A 24469-nucleotide genomic window follows, 5' to 3' on the forward strand; every position below is an offset into this window, starting at 1 on the left:
TCCTAACCGGAGCCCAGCGTGTCGACAAGGCGGAAGAGCAGGCAGGAACGCGTCGGGTCTTCCCAATTATGAGACGAATGGCTGACTGTCACCCATCGGTCATGCGGGGGGCAGGCAGCCATTCGTGACCACCGACAATCAGGTCGTGCTGGCCGCCAACGGCGCTATCTACAACTTCCGCGAATTGCGCGCCGAGGTCGGCGAGGACGCGGACCGCAGCCATTCCGGCTGCGCGGTGCTGCTGCAGTTCTACCGGCGCGACAGCCTGTCATTCCTGGACCGGGTGCGCGGAATGTTCGGCATCGCGATCACCGATCTGCGCGAGCAGCGGCTCGTCCTGGCCCGCGACCGGATCGGCCTCAAGCCCCTGTTGTAGGACGAGACCGAACTGGACCCAACGGAGGTCGAGCACCGGTGTGGACGGTGCCGGGATCCCGCTCGGGATCACCCGCACGAGCGCGAACCGGCACAAGTCGCCGCTGCTACATGACACCTTCCAAGCGTGCAGCGCCCAGCTGCGGCACTACTGACCCGAGCAGGCCACCGCGCATCTGAACCGCGCCTACGACAACCACCCGAGCCGTGACCTGCTCGATGATCTGGGCTTCGACGCCGAGATCGCCCACAAGGGTGCCCCCACCCCGGTTCAGGTCGGCAAGCGTTGGGCGGTAGAGAGGACGAACTCGTGGATGAACGGAAAGATCCGCCGCCGCACCGACCGCGACGCCAACATCATCGATTTCTACCTGCACCTGGCTGCGGCGATCATCACCGTCCGTCAACTCATCCGCCATACTCGCACGCCCTACCGCTGGGACACCCGACCCACCACCCGCAGACTCAAGTAACGCCTGTTGCCGGTCGCTCTCAGTCAACAAACCCGTGAACTACCCGCCTGCGAACTGGTTGACATCTTCCGCTCCCCGGCGTCCAGCGCCCAGGGGAGCGGTCAGCAGGACCAGACCCACAGCGAGCAACCCCAGCCCGCACCAGGATGCCGCCGGAAGGCGTTCGCCGAGGACGGCGACCCCCAGGACCGCCGCAACGGCCGGCTCGGCCAGGGTCAGAGACGTGGCCACCGACGCGGGAGTGCGGCGCAGCCCGTATCCGAAAAACCGATAGGCCAGGTAGACGGTGAACACTGCCAGGTACACCGCCACCGCCGCACCGCGGATGCTGGCGAGCCATCGCACATCGACGAACACCACGATCGGCAGGACGAGCACCCCGGCCGCACCGAACAGCACGCCCATCACCGCGTCGGACGGATGCCCACGGGTGATGAGCCGACCGCCGATCAGCGAGTAGGCGGCGTACGACAAACCGGCGCCCGCAGCGAGCCCGACGCCTGCCATATCCACCGGCGCGGCACCTGCGCCGAGTGCGGGGCCCAGCACCAACAGGACGCACCCCACTACCGCGAGCGTGGTGGCGCCCGCCCAGCGGGCGGTCGGCCGGGCCTGCCCGGTCATCCAGGCCAGCAGTCCGGCGAAGACCGGCGCGCTGCCCAGCGCGATCACGGTGGCCACCGCCACGCCGGTGCGGGCAACGGCCGGGTAGAAGGTGACCGGATACCCGGCCACCACCAACGCGCCCAGGACGAGCAGCCACCGCTCGGGACGTGTACAGGCGGCCGGCAGTGAGCGGGCAGCGCGGGAGGTGAGGAACAGCAGGATGCCGCCAAGGGTGAGACCTGCGCAGCCGATGGCCGCCGCAGGCGCACCGGCAGGTGCCAGGGAGCTGGCGGTCCCGGTCGTGCCCCACAGCAGCGCCGAGATGAGGATGGGCGCGGAACCGCTGGGGAAACCGGAGTGTGAAGCGCGCGGGCCGGTCGCGGCCGGGAGCGCGGGAGTCAGGGAGAAAGTGCGGTCTGGCACAGTCGTGATCTTCCGTCGTCGAATGCGTCTGGGACTCGATTCGAAACGGGCGCACGACACAACCCCTGCCGACCCTGCGGGTCAACCAGGGCGCGGGGAACTCAAGCCATCAGCGTCTGCGCCCGATCAGGCGCAGAGCGGCGGCAGAACGACGTGCCAGTAGGTGCTCACCCCGCGATGATATCCGCCCGGAAGGCGCCCACCGGAACGGGGCGAGACGGCAGCTGCGGCCCTCCCCCGGTGCCAGCATGTCCCTGAGCTCGGCGATCGCCCTCAGGGACGGCTTGAATACCGGCGGGCGTTGTCCGGCTTCTTGCACCGGGGCTTGGCTTCAGGATGACCTCGACGCCGCAGGCCGGTTACTCTGTGCGACGAGCGCTTCGCGGCGTGCGGATGCGGTGCCGATACGTCAGTCGTCGACCAGCCAATCGATCGTTTCGGCGGCAGAGTCGTGCCGACCGGCGTCACAGGCCGCGGATCGAATGTCGATCCCCCAATCCCCTGCCTCCGCGCAGGCCCTGACGTTGCGGTTCCTGTCCAGGAACGCCGTGTGTTTCGGCGTCAGCTGGTTGACCCGTACCCCGGGGTGCGGGTTTATGGTCTGCGAATGCGGGTGGGTGAACTTGCGCGCCGGACCGGGACGACCGTGCGGGCGTTGCGGTATTACGAGGCGGTGGGATTGGTCGTGCCGCGGCGGCTGGGCAACGGCTACCGCGACTACAAACCGATCGCCGAGCGGCAGGTCGCCCAGATCCGCGAGCTGATGGCGCTCGGTCTCACCGTCGAGGAAACCCGGCCATTCGTCGAGTCGATCGCCAACGACGACGATGTGTGCGCCGCGGCGGTGGCTACCTTCCGCAGTACGGTCACCGGCCTGCAGGCCCGCATCGGCGAGCTGACGGCCCAACGCGACGCCCTCAACGCGCGCATCGACGCCGCCGCCCACCGGATCGTAACCAGCGCACCCGCCAGCAGCACCAAACCCGCCGAGCTGACCGGTCGACCGCTGCCGCCCCTGCACTTCTACGCCACGAACGGCCAGCCAATCGATCTACACGATCTCGGCCCCGGTCGCAGCATCATCTTCGTCTACCCGCTCACCGGCCGCCCCGGCGTCGACCTGCCCCGCAGCCTGCTCGAAGTTCACGGTGCACGCAGCCAGGACCAATGGCTGCGCGACCACCACGCCGAGATTCTCGCCGCCGGAGCCGCACGCGTGTACGGCCTGTCCGCCCAGTCGACCGGTTACCAACGCGAACTCGCCCACCGGCTCCGGCTGCCCTACCCGCTGATCCCAGACCCGAAGCTGACGCTGGCCACCGCCACCGGCCTGCCCCTCCTGACCGTTGGCGACCTGGCCCTCTACGAACGACTTACCCTCGTGGTCACCGACGACCTGGTGGAGCACGTCTTCCACCCGATCGCCGACCCGGCCATCCACGCGCTCGAAGTGATGCGCTGGCTGACCAAACGCCGTACGAAAGCCTCATGATCCGTATCGCAGGCCCGTGGTCAGGGCCACAGGATCTCGCGGCACCAGCCGTTGGCTATGCGGGTATAACGCAGCCGGGTGTGCCGACGCCGCTGGTCGCCCTGCCAGAACTCCACCTCGGTCGCGCGCAGGGTGTAGAGCGTCCACTCGGGCACGATCAGGCCTGGCTCGCCCTCGATACGGTGCAGCGCCTGCCGCATGGCCAACTCTAGGTCGCGGGGGTCGGCGAGGGGCTCGCTCTGCCGGCCGAGCAAGGCTTCCGCGCGGGACGCGGGCGGGCGTGCCAGGAAGTCGGCGGCGCTGCGGTCGGCGGGTTCGGCCGCGACCGGGCCCCGGACGCGGACCTGGCGGGCGAGGGCGGCCCAGTAGAAGGTCAGGGCTGCGGCCGGATTGGCGAGCAGCTCGCGACCCTTCGGGCTGGCCGCGTGCACGGCGAACTGCCAGCCGCGCTCGTCGACGTTCTTGCAGATGAGCACCCGCGCCGACGGGTCGCCGTCCACGCCGACCGTCGACAGCGTCATGGCGTGCGCCTCCCGGACACCGGAGTCGACGGCTGCGGTGAGCCACTGCACGAACAGCGTCTCAGGGCATTCGGGTGCGGCTGTCGGGTCGAACAGCGGTAGCTCGCCCGCGAAGACCGGCAGGTCGCGCAGGTACGTCCTGATGTCGGTCACGGGTGGCCCACGATCAGTCGCAGGGAGCCGATGAACATGCCCTGACTGCGAAGATGCCCGTATCGGGCGTCCCAGGCGCCGGAGTTCAGATCGGCGCGCAAACGGTCGATGGCAGCAGCGGTGGCCGCCGGGTCGACGAAACCCCAGGCGGACTGCGCGGCCCGGACCCGCGGGTCGAGGAACTGTTCCGGGCGGGCGTAGTAGGCCTCGGTGAACCCGTCCACGCAGTCGATCGGAATCGGCACGTCGATGACCTCGGCGGTGCGTCCGACGGCAGCGGCGATGACGGCGATCGCCGGGTAACGGCGGCGTTCTGCAGCGATCAGCTGCGGCGCGTACTCGGCCAGCCAGAGCCGGTCCAGGGCGTCGCCGTCGAAGGTCAGCACAACCACTGGACCACGGGAGACCCGGCGCAGCTCGGCCAGCCCACGGGCGGTGTCCGACCACTGGTGGACCGTGACGGTGGCCATCACCGCGTCGAAGCTGTCGTCGTCGAACGGCAGGTTCTCCGCGGTCGCGTTCACTGCGGGCGCGGCGCCCGCTGGTCGCTGGGCGCGCATGCTCGCGGACGGTTCGACCGCGACGACATGCCGGTCGGAGGGTTCGTAGGAGCCGGCGCCGGCACCGACGTTGAGGACCGTGCCGGCATCGCCCAGCGCTGTGTGGATGATCGCGGCGATCCGGCTGTCGGGCCGCCGCTGGACCGCGTACCCCTCACCGGTGGTCTCGTAGTCGACGTCCCCGCCATGTCTCGTAATCATGCCGTGACCCTAAACTTGCACCCCGGGGTACAGGTCAAGCCGACAAGCCGGCGATCCGCTCGCCACCGGGCTCGGCTCAATCCTTCAACGGGTACGGGATGAAGGTGCTCCGGTTCTCGTCCAGGTCGAGTTGGCGGCTGATCGGTGCGGCGGCCCGTTGCGGGCAGGTCATCCGCTCGCAGGTCTTGCAGCCGGGGCCGATCGGTGTGGCGGCCTCTGCGGCGTGCAGATCCATCCCGGCGGAGTAGACCAGCCGGCCTGCGTGGCGGGTCTCGCAACCGAGCCCGATGGCGTAGACCTTTCCCGGCTGGTTGTAGCCGCCGTGGTGGCGGGTGATGGTGCGGGCGATCCACAGGTAACGTTGCCCGTCGGGCATGGCGGCGACCTGTACGACGACCCGGCCGGGCGAGCCGAACGCCTCGTAGACGTTCCACAGTGGGCAGGTGCCGCCGGTGTGGGAGAAGGGGAAGCCGGTGGCGGACTGGCGTTTGGACATGTTGCCGGCCCGGTCGACCCGGACGAACGAGAACGGCACACCGCGCGCGCGGGGGCGTTGCAGCGTGCTGAGCCGGTGACACACCGTCTCCCAGCCCATCGCGAAGTGCTGGGTGAGCAGGTCGATGTCGTACCGGCGTTGCTCCGCCGCGGCCAGAAACTGCTCGTACGGCAGGATGAGTGCGGCGGCGAAGTAGTTCGCCAACCCGACCCGGGTGAGGATCTGGGTCTGCGTCTCGTCGAACCGCTCCTCCTCCACGATCTCGTCGATCAGGTCGGCGAACTCCAGCAGCGCGATCTGCGCCGCCATCCGCATGGCTTCCTGCCCGGCGCGCAGCGACGCCGACAGGTGCAGGGTGCGGGCCTGCGGGCGGTAGCGGTGTAGTTCGTCGCCGAGCAGGGCGGCGTCGTCGCGGCGGACCAGAATGCCGTGCCGCTGGGCGAGCCGGTCCTGTAGTGCGGCTCGGACCTCGCCTCGGCGGAATCCGATGGCCACGGCCAGCCGCTCCGCCGCCTCGTCCAGATCCGGTACGTAGTTCTGCCGTCGGTAGAAGAACTCGGTCACCTGGTCGTGCGGACTGCGGCCAATCGTCTCGCGATCGCCGAGCAGCTCGGCGAGTTGCTCGTCCGTCTGCCGGTACCGGCGGTGCAGATCGATGACAGCCTCCGCGACCTCGGGTAGTCGGGTGGCGAGTTCGGTGAGATCGGCGACGCCTGCCCGCCCGGGGAGCGCCTCGCGTAACCCGGCGACCAGCCTCGGGGTGTCCCGCGGGGCGAAGACGGCCGGGTCGACGCCGAACACCTCGGTGATGCGCATGAGCACCGGGACGGTCAGCGGCCGGGAGTCGTGTTCGATCTGGTTGAGATAGCTGGGTGAGATGGTCAGCAGGCGGGCCAGGTGCGACTGGCTGAGAGCGCGGTCTTCGCGCATGCGGCGCAGCCGGGCGCCCGCAAAGATCTTGGCGATCGCCCTCACCTCCCTGTTGGTCTTCGCTGGTCCGACACCATTTGCAGGGTGAAAATATAGCGGTTCACAACTTCGCAAAGTGGTGCGGGAAATTCTCAGAACTTGGCTTTTTCCGTCCCTCGACCAGCCGTCGGCGCCGTGTGACCGTTGGCGGCACGCCGGACCGGCATGGAGTTCGACGCCGCCAGGGGCATATCCGAAATGCCGGCGTCACCGACATCCGAGGGGACGAGATCATGCAGAACGCCGTTGAGCAGTTGCGCACCGAGTGGGAGACCAGTCCGCGTTGGCAGGGGGTGCGGCGCAGTTACCGGGCGGAGGACGTGGTACGCCTGCGCGGGGCGATCCAGGAGGAACACACCCTGGCCCGGCATGGGGCGGACCGGCTGTGGGGCCTGCTGCACAGCGAGGAGTACATCCACGCGCTGGGCGCGCTCACCGGCAACCAGGCCGTGCAGATGGTCCGGGCCGGCCTGAAGGCGATCTACCTCTCTGGCTGGCAGGTCGCCGCGGACGCCAACCTCGCCGGCCAGACCTACCCCGACCAGAGCCTCTACCCGGTTAACTCGGTGCCCGCGGTGGTGCGTCGGATCAACAACGCCCTGCTACGCGCCGCCCAGATCAGCACCGTCGAGGGCGACAACACCGGAACCGGCTGGCTGGCGCCGATCGTCGCCGACGCCGAGGCCGGCTTCGGCGGCCCGCTCAGCGCGTACGAGCTGATGACCGCGATGATCGCGGCCGGCGCGGCCGGCGTGCACTGGGAGGACCAGCTCGCGGCCGAGAAGAAGTGCGGCCACCTGGGCGGGAAGGTGCTCGTCCCCACCGGCCAGCACATCCGTACCCTGGAGGCGGCGCGGCTCGCCGCCGACGTGGCCGGCGTGCCGACCCTGGTCATCGCCCGCACCGACGCGCAGGCGGCCACGCTGCTCACCACCGATGTGGACGAGCGGGACCGGCCGTTCGTCACCGGCGAGCGGACCGGCGAGGGCTTCTACCGGGTACGCAACGGGGTCGAGCCGTGCATCGCCCGCGGCCTGGCGTACGCGCCGCACGCCGATCTGCTCTGGATGGAGACCAGCACCCCGGACCTGGAGGTCGCGCGCCGCTTCGCCGAGGCGATCAAGGCCCAGTACCCGGACCAGCTGCTCGCCTACAACTGCTCGCCGTCGTTCAACTGGCGCAAGCACCTCGACGACGCGACCATCGCGAAGTTCCAGCGGGAACTGGGGCACATGGGGTACAAGTTCCAGTTCATCACCCTGGCCGGCTTCCACGCGCTCAACTACTCGATGTTCGACCTGGCCCGTGGCTATGCCGCCGACGGAATGTCCGCCTACGTGGCGCTGCAGGAGCGGGAGTTCGCCGCCGAGCCGACCGGCTACACCGCCGTCAAGCACCAGCGCGAGGTGGGCACCGGCTACTTCGACCTGATCAGCACCGTGCTCAACCCGGCCGCCGAGACCACCGCCCTGCGCGGCTCGACCGAGCAGGAGCAGTTCGCGTGAGGTACGAGGTCATCGGCCCGCTGGCCGAACGATTCGACGAAGTCCTCACCGCCGGGGCGCTGGAGTTCCTGGTCGCGCTGGACAGCGAGTTCGCCGCCCGACGGGTCGCGCTGCTGGACACCCGGCGGGCCCGCCGCGACCGGTACGCCACCGGTCAGCTGCCCGACTTCCTCCCTGAGACCGCCGAGATCCGCGCCGACCCCACCTGGCGGGTCGCGCCGCCCGCACCCGGGCTAATGGACAGGCGGGTCGAGATCACCGGACCGACCGACCGGAAGATGACCGTCAACGCCCTCAACTCGGGGGCGAAGGTGTGGCTCGCCGACTTCGAGGACGCCACCGCCCCGACCTGGCACAACGTTATCGCCGGCCAGCTCAACCTGATCGACGCGCTGGATCGCCGGATCGACTTCACCGACCCACGCGGCAAGCGGTACGCCCTCGGTGACGAGCTGGCCACGATCGTGGTCCGGCCACGCGGCTGGCACCTCGTGGAGAAGGGGATCGCGGTGGACGGGCGGCCGATCTCGGCCAGCCTGGTCGACTTCGGGCTCTACCTGTTCCACTGCGCGCGGCGGCAGCTCGACGCCGGCGCCGGGCCGTACTTCTACCTGCCGAAGCTGGAAAGCCACCGCGAGGCACGGCTGTGGAATGACATCTTCGTCTTCGCCCAGCGTCACCTGGGCCTGCCGCAGGGCACCATCCGGGCCACCACGCTGATCGAGACGATCACTGCCGCCTTCGAGATGGAGGAGATCCTGTACGAGCTGCGGGAGCACTCGGCGGGACTGAACGCCGGGCGGTGGGACTACATCTTCAGCGTGATCAAGAACTTCGGGCAGTGGCCGGACTTCGTCCTGCCGGACCGGTCCGAGGTCACCATGACGGTGCCGTTCATGCGCGCCTACACCGAACTGCTCGTGCATACCTGTCACCGGCGCGGCGCGCACGCGATCGGCGGGATGGCCGCGTTCATCCCCAGCCGGGACCCCGAGGTCAACGAGATGGCCCTCGGCCGGGTGCGGGCGGACAAGCGGCGGGAGGCCGGCGACGGGTTCGACGGCTCCTGGGTCGCCCACCCGGGTCTTGTTGAGACGTGCCGGGAGGAGTTCGACGCGGTGCTGGGCGACCGCCCGAACCAGCTCGACCGGCTCCGGGACGATGTCGAGGTCACCGCCGCCGACCTGCTCGCCGTCGACAAGACCCCGGGCCAGGTCACCACCGCGGGCCTGCGGTCCAACGTCGCGGTCGCGCTGCGCTACATCGACGCCTGGCTCGGCGGGGTCGGCGCGGTCGCCCTGTGGAACCTGATGGAGGACGCGGCCACCGCCGAGATCGCCCGGTGCCAGGTCTGGCAGTGGGTGCACCACCGCACTCCGCTGGCCGGTGGCGGCTGCGTGACGGACGAACTGGTCCGGTCTATCCTCGCCGAGGAACTGGCCGCACTGGCCGCGGGACGCGTGGGCGGCGACCACGATCGCGCCGAGCAGGCCGCCCGGATCGTCGAGGACACCGCGCTCGGCGAGGACCTGCCCGCGTTCTTCACCACCGGCGCGTACGCCCGGCACCTCGGTCCGAACCGGAGGACCGCCGGGTCGGTCGGCTGACGGCGAACGGCGCCGCGCCGGAGCCGGGAAGAGCCGCCAGGGCCTTCCCGGCTCCGGTCCGAGAGGTCACTGCGCGGTGGGGGCGGCGGCCTGTTTGAGCGCCTGGCGCAGGCGCCGGATCGGCGGTACGCCCGAGACGGTGGTGTCGTCGCGGTAGAGCCGGCACGCCATCGCCGGGCTGTGGTCGGGCTCGGCGAACGGATCCTGACCGTTGATGAGGACGCTGGGTGAGCCGAGGAAGCCGATCTGCTCGGCCTCGGCCTGGCTGGTCACCACCCGGATGGTGACCTGCACCGTCGACAGGCCTATTTCGTCGAGTGCGCGGCGCACCACGGCGGCGGCCGGGCCTTCGTTCGGGCAGTCCTCAACCACCAGCAGCTCCACCTTCACCCGCCCATCGTGCCGGTCAACTGCGGTGCCGGCGGCGGCGGGGTGTCGGCGGCAGTCTGAAATTGTTTCGCCGCGCCGGCGCGCCCACCCGGGGTTCGGGCGGGGGCCGAGGCGCAACACCGGATGCCCGGCAGGTCAACCGACGGGCGGGGTGGTCCAGGAGGACCGGATCAGCTCCCGCTCGGCGGCGGCGAGGTGGGCGGTCGCGGCGAGCCAGGCCCAGGCGTACCGGTTCGGGTCGGGATCGGTAAGCCGGCCGAACGCGTCCCGGCCGCGCCGGTCGGACTCGTCAGCGAGCGCGTCGGCGACTGCGGCGGCGGTGATGAAGCCGCTGCGGCGCAGCGGACCAGCCAGACCGGCGCGCTCGCCGCGAGCTGCCTCGGCGACGGCGCGGCGACCGCCGGAAACCGCCAGCTCCACCAGCCGCCGAACCCGCCACAGCGGGGATTCCGCAACCGCGTCGGCGCCGACGGCGAGGACCGGTTCGAGCATCGCGGCAGGGTCGCGCGGCGGTAGGTGACCGCCCTGGATCTCGTCGTAGCCGAGGTCCGCTCGGCCGTGCCAGTCTGTGGGCAACCGGAGTGTCGTGGCGGCACCGGGCACCGGGCCGACCGCGAGCGGGCGCAGCGTGCTGGCCCGATCCGGGTCCAGCCGGCCGACCACCCGGAGCTGCAGGCCCGGCCAGGAGGCCAGCCGCCGCAGGTTGGTCACGTGGGCCAGCATCGGGTGGGAGTTGGCCGGTGCCAGCCGGATCACCGGCCCATCCGGCACCGGGACACGGTCCGGTCCGGCGTCGGTGGCGGGCGCCAACTCGCGTGCCAGTACCTGACCACCGACGGCACCCACCACCATCAGGTCACCGCCGACCAGCGCGGTCCCGGCCGGGGCGGGAGCCTGCGCATCGTCGGCGGCGAGTTGGGCGGTCACCACCTCGGCGAGCGGGCGGGCGAACAGTTCCGCCAGCGGTGCGGCGGACCAGTCGGTCCCGGTGAGCGGGGTGGCCCGGATTCCCTGGCCGGCGCCGAGCCGGCCGTCCGGGGAGACGGTGGTGCCGCTGATCCGCAGGCCGCCGCGCGCCAGGGTCGCGTGGTTGACCGCGACCGCGCCCATCTCGGTGACCGTGCGGGCGCCGTCTCGTGCCCGCTCCGGGCCGCCCGGTTTCACGTCGGCGAAGGAAAGCTGGCGCCCGTCGGCGGTGACCAGGTGGGTGACCACCCCGGCGTACCCGGTCGCGCTGATCACCGGTTCGCGGCAGCCGCCGTACACCTCCAGCGTGCCGTCCGGCTGGTAGGCCCGCCGGAGGATGCCGACCAGCCCCGGGTCGGGATCGCCGGCGGCCAGCCGGCCGGCCACGTACAGCAGGTCGTGCAGCACCTCGACAAGCTCGGCCTGCCGGTGGCCGGCCTGTCGTTCTCGGTGGGCGCGCAGGCCTCGTACCGTGCGCAGCGCGGCGTTCTCGGCCCGTGGCAGGCCGGCCAGTCGGGCGCTGTGGGCGGCCCGCAGCAGTTCGGCCTGGGGTACCGCGCCGGCGGCCGGCACACCAGCGGCGAGCACCCCGGCGGCGGCCCGCCACAGCGCGTCGGCGGCGGCCTGTTGGGCCTTGGTCGGTGCCGTGCTCCGGCCGGTGCGACCGGCGGCGGTCCGTGAGGATTTTCCGGTTCGCCCGGTCCGCTCGGCGGCCGGGCCGGGGCTGTCGTGAGTGGATGGCGCGGTGGGGGACGCCGAATCGGAATGGGTGGCCGGGTCGGCGACCGGGCAGGCGACCAGGATCGCGGTCCGGTGCAGGCAGCGGGGCGACAGTAGACAACTGCACCGCGCCTGCTGCGGGTCCGTGACCGCGCCGGTCGGCCCGGGCATCAGGGTGACCAGGGCCTCGGCGCCGCAGTCGATCGACACGCCGCCGTCGGCCGGGCCGACTGGTACCCCGGCCAGCCGTTCGACGGTGGCGTCCAGCCGCTTGTGCAGCCGGGATGGTAGGGCCGCGACCGCCGCGGCGGCGACCACGGGTAACACGGGCGGCAGGCGGTCGGTGTCCGTGGTGGGTGTGCGGTGCGTCAACGTGCTCCTCCGCGGATACGGTCGCCCACCCAACGGGCGAGTTCGAGCGGGCTGAGGGCGGCGACCGGCATCCCGGCCGCGACGAGCTGCTCGGCGACCGGTATCGAATAGCAGGGCACTCCGCTGTCGTTCAGCGCGGCGCAGCCGAGCAGATGCACGCCGGAGCTGGCCAGCGTGCGGACTTCGCCGAGCAGCCCGGCCAGCGGGTAGCCCTCCTCGAAGTCGCTGACCACGGCCACGATGGTGCGGCTGGGCACGGTCACCAGCGAGCGGGCGTGGGCCAGCCCGGCGGCGATGTGCGTACCGCCGCCGACGCGTACCTCCAGCAGCAGCGACAGCGGGTCGTCGACCCGGTCGGTCAGGTCGACGACCTCGGTGGAGAAGGCGAGGAAGTGGGTGGACAGGGTGGGCACCCCGGCCAGCACGGCGGCGGTCAACGCCGACCACACCACGGACGCCTCCATCGAGCCGGACACGTCGACCACCAGCACCAGTCGCCAGTCGGCTGCGGCACGGGTGCGGGTGTTGAAGATCGGGCGTTGCGGCATCACCACCGTGCGGCCGTCGTCGAGCCGCTGGGTGTGGGCCAGGTTCGCTCGAAGCGTACGGGCGAGGTTGATCCGGCCGCCGGGACGGCGGGATGGGCGCGGGTTGGTCAGCCCGGTCAGCGCTGGACGCAGGTGAGTGGTCAGCTGTTTGGTCAGCTCCTCGACCAGCCGTCGCACCAGTGGCCGGAGTTTGGCCAGGTGTCCCTCGGGCAGGCCACCGGCCAGCGACAGCACCGTGGTCAGCAGTTCCATCGAGGGGCGGACCGCGGCGGGGTCGAGTTCGGTGAGCACGTCGCTGCGACCGTTTTCGGCCGCCCGGGCGATGACCTCCTCGCGTACTGCGGTGCCGAAGAGCGCTTCGAGTTCGGCGGCCCACTCGCGTGCGGTCGGGAAGGAGGCTTCCTGGCCGCCGGCGGCGGCCTGGCCGAGGTCGGTGCCGCCTTCGCCCTGGCCCGCCCCGTACAGCTCGTCCAGGGCGCGGGCGTAGCGGCGGGCGTCGGCCGGCAACCGGTCGGGTTGGCGACCGAGCAGCAGCCGCCACCGGTCCGTGGGGGTGAGCCGGGCGGCCGGCGGGTCCGACCCGGGTTCGGTGTCGGCGGAGCCGGCCGGCGGGTCCGACCCGGGTTCGACGTCGGCGGTGCGCGTGCCGGGAATCGGGATGTGGCGGGCGACCAGGGCGGCCCGGCCGGCCGCGTCCGCGGCGGACCAGCGGGCCAGCAGCTCGGGCGAGGCGGACAGGACCAGGTCGAGCCGGTCGCCGAGCCGGTCGGCGATGGTGTGCAGCAGCCGGTCCCGGGCCGCCGGGGTGAGCACGTCGAACCCGCCGCGCAGCGCCGGCAGCCGGTCCAGGAAGTCGGCGTCGGGGAGGCGTTCGATCCGTTCCAGCAGCGGGTCCAGCGCGGCCGGGGCGGACTGCAGCAGCGGGTGCGCCGCGGTGAGCAGACCAGCGAGCTGCCCGTGCAGGTGCCGCCGGGCGTCCGGTCCGGTCGCCGCGTCGATCCAGCCCGCCATCCGAGTGCCCAGGGTCTGCAGGTCGGTCAGGTCGAGCAGCACCCGGGCGGCCAGCGCGGCGCCCTGGATCAGCGGCGAACCCGCCCGGGTCAGGTAGCCGAGGGCGTCGTCGAGGCGCAGGCCGAGCCGGTCGTCGCCGGCCCGGACCGCGAGGTCGACCAGCGCGGCGGCGTCGGCCGCGGCGTCGCTGCCGGCCAGGCCGGGCAGCCCGCGGACCGCCGCGTCGAGCAGCACACCGGGCAGGTCGGCTGCCCGGGCTCGGCTCTCGGCGGTGGTGCCGGGCAGGTGTTCCCGGCGCAGCGCCTCCAGCAGGTCCAACGCGGCCAGCAGTTCGGGCAGCGTGCCGGTGTCCGGCAGCACCACGGTGGCCAACTCGAGCCGGTCGGTCACCAGCTCGGGCAGGTCGCACCGGGCGGCGTCGCGTAGCCCGGTGAGCAGCTGCGCGGCGGTGGGTCCGCCGTCGGTGGCCTCCCGGCGGAACCGCTCCCGCAGGGTGCCGGCCGCAGCCAGCGCCGCGGTCACCCCACGTACGCCGACCAGGTCCAGCCGGGCCGCCACCGATGGTGTCCAGGCCAGTTGCCAGCGGGTGGTCAGGGCGGCGCCGTCGCCGGTGCCGGACACGGCGATCGGCTCGCCGTAGCCGACGCCGCAGACCTGGAGGCGTTGCAGCAGGATCTCCCTTCGCCCGTCCAGGTCGGTGCGTAGCGGGTCGAGCCGGACCTCGCGGGCCTTCGGGCTGTCGGGGTTTGGCAGCCGTAGCGCGGTGAGTTCCGCCTCGGCCGCGGGGCCGAGCCCGGAGCGGGGCGTACCGGGGGCGATTCGGCCCCGCTCGGTGCCGACCAGCACGGTCTCCAGCGCGGTGGCCAGCGCTCGGCCGCGGCCGAGCAGTTCACCCTGGCCGAGCACAGTGGTCACCGCCTCCAGCACCTCGCCCCGGCCGGGGGCGGGTAGGTTCCGCAGTCGGGCCAGGTCGCCGGCCAGCCGTACCGTTTCGGCGGCCTCGCCGGTGCCGGCGGTGTGACCGGTCGAGCGGAGTTCCCGGCACAGGTCGGTGACCGCCCGGGCGGCGGCGGCCCGGATCTGCTCCGGGTCGCCGGCTGCGGTGAGGATGGACTGCTGCCAGCGCGGGTCGCGGATCCCGGCCGGGTATCCGGACCGGGAGTCGAGCAGGTCGAACGCGTACGGCACCAGCGAGGTGATGACGGCACCGCCGCCGTTGGTGGTGGCCGGCTCGGGCGGGGGCGTCACGGACCGGACGACACCGGTCGGGACGGCACCGCTCGGGACGGCGAGCAGGGCCGGGGCGTGGAAGGCGCCGATGATGGCGGCGACCCGCCGGCCGTCCGCGCCGGCCTCGGCCAGCACCCGGCGCATGTGTTGCTCGCGGGCCAGGTCGCGGGCTGGTACGCCGTCGCCGCTGGCGCTGTCGGCACGCATCGCCCAGCCGACGCCCAGGGCGGCCCGGCGGATCGCCTCGGGCTGGCAGCCCGGGGCGCGCACTTCGACCACCCGGTCCCACAGGTCGTCGCCGTCGCGGCCGGTGCCGCTGGCGCTGAGCGCGGCGGCGTAGGACCGGTGTGGGTCGGACACCGGCTCACCGGCGTCCGGGGCGGGAGCGGCGGTCGGCTCGGCGCAGGTGGCCGAATCGGCGGTCCAGCCGGGGTCGGCCAGTGGCAGGTCGCAGCACACCACCTCGACGCCGCGCTGCCGGGCCCAGCGGATCGCGGCCAGCTCCGGGGAGAAGTCGGCGAACGGGTAGAAGCTGGTCGGGCCGTTCGCGCCGTGGCTGCCGACCAGGGCCAGCGGGGCCCGGGCGGCCGGGTCGGACAGGTACGGCAGCCAGCGCTGGAAGTCGGCCGGCAGTTCGACACAGACCACCTCGGCCTCGACGGCGTCCAGCAGTGCCGGAATCACCGCCGCCAGAGCCGGGCTGTGGTGCCGCACCCCGATCAGGTACGGCCGCAGCGAACCGGCGAGCGCGTCGACCACCGCTCGGGGGTCGGCCGTCACCGGGTCGGCGGTCGGCGGGCTGGCGAGAGTCGTCACCTGAGGCTCCCCCGCAGGTCCCAGAGCCGGCGCCACATCGCCGAGCCGTCCTCGGCGCGGCGGCGGACCGGGCCGTCCCAGTAGCCGAGCAGCCGGGCGTGGTCGTCCTGGTCGTCCTTTCGGACCACACCGAGCAGGTGCCCGGGCACCAGGTCGAGCGTGTCTCCGCCGGGCAGGTACGCGGCGGCCAGGCCGAGCGACACCGCCACCTGCACCGCCTCGGCGGTGGACATCACCGTGCCGGGACGTTCCACGTCCCAGCCCTCGCCCGACCGGCCGGAACGCAGATCGCGGAACACGGTGACCAGGGCGTCCAGCACCGCATCGTCCACCGTGTACGTCGCGCCGGCCCGCTGCACGGCGGCGGTGGCCTGCCGGCGGACCAGGTCGGTCTCGGTGTCCGCGTCCGAGATCGGGTGGATCGTCTCGAAGTTGAACCGGCGTTTGAGGGCCGAGGACATCTCCGACACGCCCCGGTCCCGCAGGTTGGCGGTGGCGATCACGGTGAACCCGGGCACCGCGCGGATCAGGCCGTCCTCGGTGCCGGCCAGCTCCGGCACGTTCATCCTCCGGTCGGACAGGATGGACACGAGCGCGTCCTGCACCTCGGGCAGGCAGCGGGTGACCTCCTCGATCCGGACCACCCGACCGGTACGCATCGCGGTCAGCACCGGCGAGTCGACCAACGCCTGCGGGGTCGGGCCCTGGGCGAGCAGCAGGGCGTAGTTCCAGCCGTACCGGAGGGCGTCCTCGGTGGTGCCGGCGGTGCCCTGCACGGTCAGCGCGCTGGTGCCGCACACGGCGGCGGCGAGCAGCTCGGACAGCATCGACTTGGCGGTGCCGGGCTCGCCGACCAGCAGCAGGCCCCGCTCACCGGCGAGGGTGACCACGCACCGCTCGACCAGGCTCCGCTCACCGACGAACTTCGCCGGGATGGTCATGCTGGCCGGCAGTGCGGTGCCGTCCGGACCGGTGCGCTGGTCGGCGGGCAGCTTCAACACCTCGCCGTTGCTGCCCTGGATGAAGGTGACCACGGCGCGCGGGGTCAGCGCCCAGCCCGGTGGCCGGGGCCCGTCGTCGTACGCGGCCAGGAAGGTCAGTTCGTCGGCGTACCGCTGTTCGGCGGAGAGAACCTGGGCGGCGGTCTCCGGCGCCGTGGTGGGGCGGACGTGTTCCGTCACGGTCACGGGTGGTCCTCGATCTCTCTGGCTCGGATGGGTGTTGGGGACAGGGGTCAGCGGCGGGTGCCGCGGGTGGGCAGGTCGTCGAAACGGGGCCGGTCGCCGTCGCGCAGCCGTTGCCAGGCCCGGCGGTAGCAGCCGGCGGCCGGTTCGAACGGCGCGGTCACGCCGAGCGCGGCCGTACCGTCGGGGGCGAGGTCGAACAGAGGGATCTTCCAGCCCTCGATCGGGGCCTGCCCGCTGCCGCGCTCCAGCCACCGGCCAGGCAGGAACAGCGACCGGCCGGCCCGGGACCGGCTGGCCTCGACGACCAGGTCGGTGCCGGCCAGTTCGGCCCGGGCCGCCTTGAGCCGGGCCGGTTTCCAGCCGGTCCACTTCGCCGTGTTGCGGTCCGTGGGGTCCGGCATGGCCAGCAGCATCAGGTACACCGCCGCCGCGTCAACGCCCAGGCCATGTTCCCCGGCCACCTCGGCGACCAGGTCGGGCACCGACCGGGTCGGATCCTGCGGCCACCAGGTCCCGTCGGCCTCCCGCGCGCCGCCGTCCGGCTCACCCGGATCGCCCAGCAGCGCCGCGAACCGCGGGTCGCGGACCAGTCGCAGCGCCATCTCCATTGGGTACGGCTGGGCCGCGTCCTGCCGCAGCGCCGGCAGGTACGGGTCCGTCCCGTCGGCGTCGAGCAGGTGCGGCCGCAGCGCGGGCGACGGTTGATTGTCGTAGGTGGACAGAACGATGGCGCCGTACCGTTCCCAACCGGGGCCGGTCTCCGACGGGCTGCCCGCCACCCGGCGAAACGCGGGCAGGGAGACGTACTGGTCGAAGTCGAGCAGCAGGTCGGGGTTGGCCAGCCGGTCCCGGATCGCGGCCAGCGCTGCCGGCAGCGCGGCCCGGCACGGGTCACCGGCCGGCATGTGGTGGGCGACCCAGGCGGCCAGGGCGACGGTGGAGCGCAGCACCTCACCGGTGAAGCCCGCCGCCCGGCCGTCGACCTGCCGGGCCCGGTCGCCGCGAATCTCGAAGGTCAGGTCGGTGCTCAGCTCGGCCGAACGGGCCGGGTCGAGCAGCGCCGGCAACGCGTTCGCGGGTTTCCAGCCGGTGCGAAACGCGCGCGCCGCGCCGGCGAGTAGTTGTTCGGGCACCACCATCCGGCGCCCCACGGCGGCGTTCCAGACCGCCGCGGCGGCGGTCACGTCCGGACCGTCGGTCCACAGCCGGGCCGGGTCGTCCGGCAGCAGCGCCGCGACCACGGCCCGCCGGATCTCCGGGCTGGCCTCTCGCAGCACCCCGAAGGCCAGCTTGACCTCACCGGCCTGCTTGACACCGAGCGCCCTGCGCAGCTCGGTGGGCACGGTGCGCGCCGAGTCCACGTAGGGCAGGCCGGAAAGCACCAGCTTCGCGGCGGTGGCGGTGACGCCGGTCAGCTCGGCGAAACGCTCGGCCGTCTCCGGCTGCCAGGGCAGCGGGCCGCGTGCGACCCACTCGGCGAGGAAACCGGCCAGCCAGCCGGCCGGCCGCTCGTCACCGACCGGCGCCGAGGAGTGCACCGTGTACGGCTCGGGCACGGCGAACGCGCCGGCCGGGTCGTGGTACAGCGCCTCGAAGAAGTAGCCGGTGGCCGTTCCGGTGGCGTCGAGGAAGGCGAGGAACGCCCCATCGGGCAACGGCAGGACGCCCGGCTCGGGGTACCGGTGCGAGCCGTCAGGGTTGGTCAGGTCGTCGTCCAGCAGGTGCAGCCTGAACCGGCGCCACCGGGCCGGCTCGGCCGCCGTGCTCAGGTCGAGCCGGTCCAGCTCGGTGAGCAGGGTACGCAGCGTCTCCCGGTGCTCGTCGGGGGTGACCGCCGCGACGGCCCGGTAGGCGACGGCCGCGACACCGCCGAGCAGGGACCACCAGTCCAGTGCGGCCGGCAGCGACGGTCCGTCGAGGTGCAGCCGTACGGGTTCGCTTCCGCTGGCGGCGGTCCGCTGGGCAGCGAACGCCTGGAACTGGGTGAAGGCGTGGGTCAAGCTTTTCGCCCTGTAGGCCGAGCCACGCAGCCCGTCCAGCGCCGTGTTGAGCTGCTCGTCGGTGGGTCCGTCTGCGGCGGGCGCCGCCGCTGTCGGGGCGGACAGCGACTTGGCGAGCCGCTCGGTCACCGCGTCCAGGTCGGTGCGGACCCGGGCGGCCAGGCGCAGCACCCCGGCCACTCCGGCCAGCACCGCGTCGTGGCTGACCGCCGGCAACGTCGAGCGGACCAGTTCGACCAGCGCGTCCTTCTCGTCTTCGCCGGCGGCCCGTACGGTCCTCTCGGCCAGGGTGGCACGACGCTCGTCGAGGGCCGCCTTGAGCAGCGCGGCGGCGGTGTCCCGGTCCATCCGGCGCAGGGCGGTGGAGCCGGCCGGGTCCCGGGGCAGCAGGTTGCCGAGGAACTGCGGCCCCGGTAGCGGGACCGCCTCGGGGGTGTAGTCCCGGCTCGACGGCGGCCCGCCGGCGGCCGACACCACCCCGTCCGCGTCGACCAGGACGAAACCCTTGAGGACGGCCCGTGGCCGGTCGTCGCCGGGCAGCAGCAGCGCCGCGATCGGCTCCTGCCCGAGGGCCACGGTGACGGTGCGACCGGCAAGGTCCTCGCCGCGTACCGAGCCGTCGGGCAGGGTGACCACCCGCCAGCCGAGCAGACCGTCCACCGGAGCGGCGGCCGGAGTGGCCCGGTCGAACGGGGCTGGCCGCAACCAGCTGGCCGACTCGCGGAGGTGGCTTCCGTCGACCGGGAGGTCGGCCAGGAAGCCGGGCAGGCTGCGCCGGCCGTGGGTGTTGCTGGCCGGGTCGTACTCGTGCCAGCCGCGCTTGCCGTCATCCTCGCCGGCGCGGAAGACCCAGCAGGAGGTGCCGTCGGTGATGACTGGCAGCTCCGCCGGGACAGCGGTGTCCCCGACGTGCAGCACGCCGTCGCCGGTGGTCCGCCCGCCGTCGGTCAGCGGCAGGGTGACCGCGCTCGGGCGCGCCTGCCGGCCGTGTCGATCGCCGAGGATGGGCTGTGGCTCGCCGGGTGACGAGTGCCAGTAGCCGCGCAGGTCGTAGCCGAGCGCCTCGGAACGCCAGTAGACCAGCAGTTGGCCGTCGACGTAGTGGTAGCTGGGCTCGCCCCACCTGTCGCCGGCGGGGATGCGCAGGTCGTGGCGGAGCACGATGCCCTCGACGCCGAGCACGCGCACCGTGGTCGGCCCGCCGAGGATCAGGTACGGCCAGGCTTCCTGCACGGTCAGCTCGACCTTGTGGTCGCCACCGGTCACCTCCTGCCAGGCCAACTCCCACTCCGGCCAGCCCAGCTCGTCGAGGATCCCGCCGCGCAGGCTGCGGGCGACGTGCTCGGCGAGGTCAACGCCGAGGGCCAGCCCGAGATCGCCGCCCTGACCGGGGTCACCGGGCTGGTCGAGGTCGGCGAACACCAGGCGCAGCGCCTCGACCGGAAGCCTGCCCAGCCAGTCCACCGACTCCGGCAGGTACGGCAGTCCGGCGGTGAACCGGTCGCGGACCCGGGCCCGTAGCCAGTCGGCCAGCAACGGCCGAACACCCGCCGTCCCGACCATTCGGCGCAGGGCGTGCTGCTGGTCGTCGAGCTGGTCGAGGCCACGGCGCAGGGCCCCGGTGAACCGGTCGTCGCCGGCCACGGCGCGCAGATCCCGCTCTCCCCCGGCCGTGACCCAGTGCGCCAGGTCCAGAATGTCGCGCTCCTTCAGTGGGGCCACCGGCAGGTCGAGGGCGAGCAGCAGGTCGAGCAGGTCCGGGTCGCCGTCGGCGGTGAGGGTCTCGCCGCTGTCGGCCAGTTCGGCGCGCAGCCGGTCGGCCATCCGCTCGACGAGTGGGTACAGCTGCGCCACCCGGCGGCGGCGGTGGCCGGAGTGGGCCCGGCTCACGAAGCGGCGCAGCCAGCCGACGGAACCGTCCTGCGGGCGGGCGGTGTCCGGCACGTCCGGGTCGAACAGGCCGGCGAGCGCCCCGGTGTCGGTCAACAGGGCCAGCCAGGTGACCAGGTTGTCCCGGTCGGCGGGCAGCAGATCGAGCAGGCTACCGCGGATCGCCGGATCCCGGCCCGCCAGGGCCGTCACCGCCGGCAGGTGCACCTTCCACCAGCCGGCCGGCGCCTCGGCGGCCACCGGCAGCCGGAGCAACTCGGTCAGGTAGGCCGCCTCACGATCGGCGGCGGCTGCGCCGGCCTTACCGGCGGCCTTGGCGGCCGTGCGGACCAGCCGGTTCACCGCGTTGGCCGACTGGGTAGACGGAACCACGCCGGCGGCCGCGGCCCGCAGCGCCAGCCGGCAGAACTGGTCCAGCGCCGCGTCGGCCGGCAACTGCGCGGACAGTTCCTTCGCGTAGCCGGCCAACGCGGTCGCGGAGACCACCTTTGCCGCCGCGAACTCCACGTAGACCTCGTGCAGCCGGTTCAGGTCGACCGGCAGGCCGTGCTGCGCCTCCGCCTTGCGCGCCTTGTTGAACAGTTGCGTCGCGTAGGTGTCCTGCCCGGCGGCCAGGAACACCCGTGCCGCCTGCTCGTAGAACGTCGGCAGGAAGTGGGGCAGCGTACGGGCGAACCGGTCGGCGACAGCCTGGTGACCGTCCAGGGCGGCCTTCGGCCGCGACCGTACCTGCTTGGCCAGCTTCTGCAACTCCGGCACCACCGCCAACGCGTGCCGGCCGTCCGCCGGATGGTGTACCAGCACCCACTCGGGGAAGGCCAACGGGCGACGCGGGCCCAGCCCGACGAGGGCCGGCTCGGCGCCCGGTGTCAGGCCGAGGAACCCGACGGCGATGTCCTCGCCCTCACCCAGGGCGGCGTCGACCAGGCGCACCACCAGCCGGTCGTCGAGGGCCGGGTGTCGGTAGGTGCGGGCGGTGAGCGGCACTGCCCGGTCGCCGGCCCCGGCGGTGTCGGCCGGCAGCACCGCGCCGGCGGACAGCAGGCCCTCGGCCGAATCCTCGCCCGACATGGTCGTCATCGCGGTCACGCCCTCTTCCCGGTTCCCGTTACGGCGCCGGACAGGGCCGTCGCCATCCGCATTCCTTCCGACCAGGCCACCGGCCCGACCTCGGTCAACCGCAGCGTCGGTCCGTCCACGACCGACCAGGAGAGGTTGCCGAGGGTCGCCTCGGAGTCCCAGTAGTCCTCGTCGAACCACATGGCCGCCTCGATCGTGCGGCCGGCCTCCCAGACCCGGCACCTGACCTGGGAGCCGGAGACCCGGAAGCCGAGCGTGGCGGCCCGGGCGGCCAGCCGGTTGGGGACCGTGGCGCCGCGGAAGTCGGTGATCGTGGTGTCCCGGTCCTTCAGGTTGGTGGGCTTGCCCCAGGTGCCCCGGTGCAGCTGCTCGACCCGCTGGGTGACGTCCAACTCGTCGGCGAACTCACGCAGGTCGGGCAGGTCGGGCAGGCGCACCGGGTGGGGTAGCGTCGCGTGGGCCGGCGTGAGCCGGACGGTCTCCCCGTCGAGGTTGACCACGCGCAGGTCACCGGTGTCGGTGACGTCCCGCAGGAACCCTGGCTCAGCCGGGTCGTCCCCGAGCACCACGAGGTCCCACAGCGCGTCCCGCCAGGCCGGGTCCGGCCAGACCCGGGCCAGCAGGCCGGTCGGCACCGGCAGCGAGGACACCACCCAGGCGTCGACCCGGGCCAGGCATTCCGCGGTGTGCCGGTCCAGCCACTGGGCGAGCTGCCGCAAACGGTCCACCTCGGGGTCGTCCCGCAACACTTTCGGCAGAGTCTTCAGTGGACGGCCGGTGGCCCGCGGGCCGGTGGAGCGGGCCGCCACCTTTCCATCCACGAGGGAGATCTCGTACGAGTCTCCCACCGGCAGCCAGCCCATCAGGAACACCCTCCGCAGTGGCGAATTAGTCAGATTTCGTGAGGAATCGGCCACGATCGACAACGCAGGGCACGCTAACAGCAGTGACCGACACGACCGAGATCCGTCGGCGGGAGCGCCGAGCGGGACGAGGTCGATCGGACCTACGGGAGCCGCAGGTCCGGCCAGCCCAGGGGCACTGCGAATGGTCAGGTGCGGCCCGACGGGAAGGCGAATGCGGTGACCTAGGTCACACCAAACGAGCGTGGCGCAGCGGCCTTGGCCGACCCGGCCAGAGGAGTGCCGACGGCCGATCATCGGGTGTGTACTGTCTCCTCAGACAAGCTGAGGAATCGGTCCCAGATGCCGAGGCGGGGAGAGAGGCAGGCGATGATCCCGTCGGTTCAGCGGCACCCGCTTGCGGCGCAGACGGCGGATGCCCTGTTGGCGCATATCCGCTCAGGCGCGTGGCCGCTGGGGCACAAGCTCCCCGGCGAGACGACTCTGGCGGCGCGGCTGGGCGTCGGGAGGTCGACGCTCCGCGAGGCGATCCGCGAGCTTGCCGGCAAAGGCGTGCTCGACTCCCGGCAGGGAGCCGGGGTGTTCGTCACCGCGCTGGACGTCGCCGAGGAGCGGGGCGCAGTGTTGCGCCGCGCGTCCGTTATCGCGGTCATCGAAGCCCGGGTGGCAATTGAGGCCGAGGCTGCTTCGCTGGCGGCCCAGCGGCGCACACCGGCGGATCTACGGGCAATCCGGCGAGCGCTAACCCAACGGTCGGCCACCGATCACCGCATCGAGGAACACGTCGATGCCGACATGGCATTCCATCGCGCCGTCATCGTCGCGGCCCACAACGAGGTGCTGACCGAGTTGTTCGACAGCTTCGTCCCACGCATCCACGTGGCCATGGTCGGCATGTTGCGGGCCCACCCACTGGCCTCGCCCGAAGCGGACCACGCCGCCCACCAAGCGCTCGTCGAGGCAATCGCGAACCGCGACCCGCAGTCCGCCGCGAACAGCAGCCGATCTCACCTGAGCGCTCTGAAGCGAGCACTAGCATGATCCCCGACAAGTCGGCGCCAGAGACAGTGCTGCAACTGAGCGACGTGACCTTCCGCCGCGACAACAAAGAGATACTCCGCGGCATCACCTTCACCGTCAGAGCTGGCGAACGCTGGGCGCTCCTCGGCCCCAACGGCGCGGGCAAGAGCACTCTCCTCGGTCTCTGCGGAGCGGTCAACCACCCCACCTCGGGCACTGCGCAGGTACTGGGCGAGCAGCTCGGCCGCGTCGAGCTGCAAGCGCTCCGCCGGATGATCGGGCACGTCAATCCGCGCCATCCGCTGCGCTCGCCCCTGACGGTCCGCGAGGTGATCCTCACCGGGCTCACGGGCACCACCGAGACGCCGCCGCGCTGGCAGCCCCAACCCAGCCAAGTCGACAAAGCCGACGCGCTCATCGACGCGTTGGGCCTGGTAGGGAAGGCCGACGAACGCTGGCCCACGCTCTCCCAAGGCGAACGAGGCCGAACGCTCATCGCCCGCGCGCTCGTCAGCGAGCCGCGGCTGCTCCTGCTGGACGAACCATCCACCGGCCTGGACGTCGCCGCCCGCGAGCAGCTCCTCGAAACCATCGACATGCTGGACGAGACTCACCCCCGGATCGCGTCGATTCTCGTCACTCACCACCTCGAAGAGTTGCCCACCACGACCACGCACACCCTGCTGATGGCCGCAGGCGTGGTCGTGGCCGCAGGTCCGGCGCGCTCGACGGTGACGACGGAGAACATCTCCGCCGCCTTCAACCATCCCATCGACGTCCAGGAGCACGGCGGACGATGGGCCGCTCGCGCGACACGTGCACGACAACGAGACCTCGCGTCCCTCGTCACGGCAGCTGGGTGAGCAACCTCCGGCTTCGAGTCCGACTTACCAGGCTTGGAACGTAGGCCGAGACACCACCGGCATCGTCCGTACTCCTGGCCTCCGCGAGACCCCGGCGGCGATGCACCTTGCCGCAGTGCGAACGTTGCGCGG

16 protein-coding genes and 1 pseudogene are annotated in these 24469 nt (G+C 72.4%); 7 read left to right on the top strand and 10 right to left on the bottom strand.

All coding sequences use genetic code 11. The features are described 5' to 3' along the window. The first annotated feature begins 94 nt into the window (after positions 1-94). Positions 95-376, top strand: a complete 282-nt coding sequence (locus AB0C02_RS13975) for a hypothetical protein (RefSeq protein WP_357547963.1) — start codon at positions 95-97, stop codon at positions 374-376. Positions 377-608: 232 nt separating this feature from the next. Beyond that, positions 609-848, top strand: a pseudogene (locus AB0C02_RS13980) (IS5/IS1182 family transposase); the annotation flags it as partial. A gap of 39 nt (positions 849-887) precedes the next feature. Here the strand turns inward: AB0C02_RS13980 and AB0C02_RS13985 are convergent. Further along, a complete protein-coding gene (locus tag AB0C02_RS13985) occupies positions 888-1877 on the bottom strand; it encodes an EamA family transporter (protein WP_357547904.1) in 990 nt (329 codons plus the stop codon). Between the two features lie 607 nt (positions 1878-2484). On the opposite strand from AB0C02_RS13985, the gene AB0C02_RS13990 reads away from it, so the two are divergent. Further along, positions 2485-3369 (top strand): MerR family transcriptional regulator, encoded by an 885-nt coding sequence (locus AB0C02_RS13990; RefSeq protein WP_357547906.1) that lies wholly within the window; start codon positions 2485-2487, stop codon positions 3367-3369. 20 nt (positions 3370-3389) lie between these two features. Here the strand turns inward: AB0C02_RS13990 and AB0C02_RS13995 are convergent, their stop codons facing one another. The 3 genes from AB0C02_RS13995 to AB0C02_RS14005 all read right to left on the bottom strand — a co-directional run bounded on the left by AB0C02_RS13995 (position 3390) and on the right by AB0C02_RS14005 (position 6275). Continuing rightward, positions 3390-4043, bottom strand: coding sequence for a pyridoxal 5'-phosphate synthase (locus AB0C02_RS13995; protein WP_357547907.1), 654 nt, complete (start codon positions 4041-4043; stop codon positions 3390-3392). Further along, entirely contained in the window at positions 4040-4804 is a 765-nt protein-coding gene (locus AB0C02_RS14000; protein WP_357547908.1) for a class I SAM-dependent methyltransferase, read from the bottom strand. The genes AB0C02_RS13995 and AB0C02_RS14000 overlap by 4 nt, the downstream gene beginning before the upstream one ends. 76 nt (positions 4805-4880) lie before the next feature. After that, on the bottom strand, positions 4881-6275 hold the full coding sequence (locus tag AB0C02_RS14005) for a short-chain fatty acyl-CoA regulator family protein (protein ID WP_357547909.1): 1395 nt from the start codon (positions 6273-6275) through the stop codon (positions 4881-4883). 227 nt (positions 6276-6502) lie between these two features. On the opposite strand from AB0C02_RS14005, the gene aceA reads away from it, so the two are divergent. Next, on the top strand, positions 6503-7774 hold the full coding sequence (gene aceA / locus AB0C02_RS14010; protein ID WP_357547910.1) for an isocitrate lyase: 1272 nt from the start codon (positions 6503-6505) through the stop codon (positions 7772-7774). Further along, positions 7771-9381 carry a malate synthase A gene (gene aceB / locus AB0C02_RS14015; protein ID WP_357547912.1) on the top strand — a complete coding sequence of 537 codons (1611 nt, stop codon included), beginning with the start codon at positions 7771-7773 and terminating at the stop codon, positions 9379-9381. Before aceA ends, aceB begins: the two co-directional genes overlap by 4 nt. A gap of 66 nt (positions 9382-9447) precedes the next feature. Here the strand turns inward: aceB and AB0C02_RS14020 are convergent, their stop codons facing one another. The 6 genes from AB0C02_RS14020 to AB0C02_RS14045 form a co-directional block, all read right to left on the bottom strand. Next, entirely contained in the window at positions 9448-9771 is a 324-nt protein-coding gene (locus tag AB0C02_RS14020; RefSeq protein ID WP_357547914.1) for a hypothetical protein, read from the bottom strand. A 135-nt stretch (positions 9772-9906) separates the two neighbouring features. Continuing rightward, on the bottom strand, positions 9907-11829 hold the full coding sequence (locus AB0C02_RS14025) for a hypothetical protein (RefSeq protein ID WP_357547916.1): 1923 nt from the start codon (positions 11827-11829) through the stop codon (positions 9907-9909). Continuing rightward, complete coding sequence (locus tag AB0C02_RS14030) at positions 11826-15434, bottom strand: DUF5682 family protein (protein ID WP_357547918.1); 3609 nt, start codon at positions 15432-15434, stop codon at positions 11826-11828. Before AB0C02_RS14030 ends, AB0C02_RS14025 begins: the two co-directional genes overlap by 4 nt. Continuing rightward, positions 15431-16621 (bottom strand): AAA family ATPase, encoded by a 1191-nt coding sequence (locus AB0C02_RS14035; RefSeq protein ID WP_357547921.1) that lies wholly within the window; start codon positions 16619-16621, stop codon positions 15431-15433. The genes AB0C02_RS14030 and AB0C02_RS14035 overlap by 4 nt, the downstream gene beginning before the upstream one ends. Before the next feature lie 47 nt (positions 16622-16668). Continuing rightward, a complete protein-coding gene (locus tag AB0C02_RS14040; protein WP_357547922.1) occupies positions 16669-21600 on the bottom strand; it encodes a hypothetical protein in 4932 nt (1643 codons plus the stop codon). Beyond that, positions 21597-22454, bottom strand: coding sequence for a DUF4132 domain-containing protein (locus tag AB0C02_RS14045; RefSeq protein ID WP_357547924.1), 858 nt, complete (start codon positions 22452-22454; stop codon positions 21597-21599). Before AB0C02_RS14045 ends, AB0C02_RS14040 begins: the two co-directional genes overlap by 4 nt. A gap of 369 nt (positions 22455-22823) precedes the next feature. On the opposite strand from AB0C02_RS14045, the gene AB0C02_RS14050 reads away from it, so the two are divergent. Together AB0C02_RS14050 and AB0C02_RS14055 are read left to right on the top strand one after the other, a co-directional pair. Beyond that, positions 22824-23495, top strand: a complete 672-nt coding sequence (locus AB0C02_RS14050) for a FadR/GntR family transcriptional regulator (protein ID WP_357547926.1) — start codon at positions 22824-22826, stop codon at positions 23493-23495. Continuing rightward, a complete protein-coding gene (locus AB0C02_RS14055) occupies positions 23492-24337 on the top strand; it encodes an ATP-binding cassette domain-containing protein (protein WP_357547928.1) in 846 nt (281 codons plus the stop codon). Before AB0C02_RS14050 ends, AB0C02_RS14055 begins: the two co-directional genes overlap by 4 nt. Positions 24338-24469: the final 132 nt, after the last annotated feature.

This window comes from Micromonospora sp. NPDC048999 (assembly GCF_040649295.1).
Lineage (GTDB): Bacteria > Actinomycetota > Actinomycetes > Mycobacteriales > Micromonosporaceae > Micromonospora.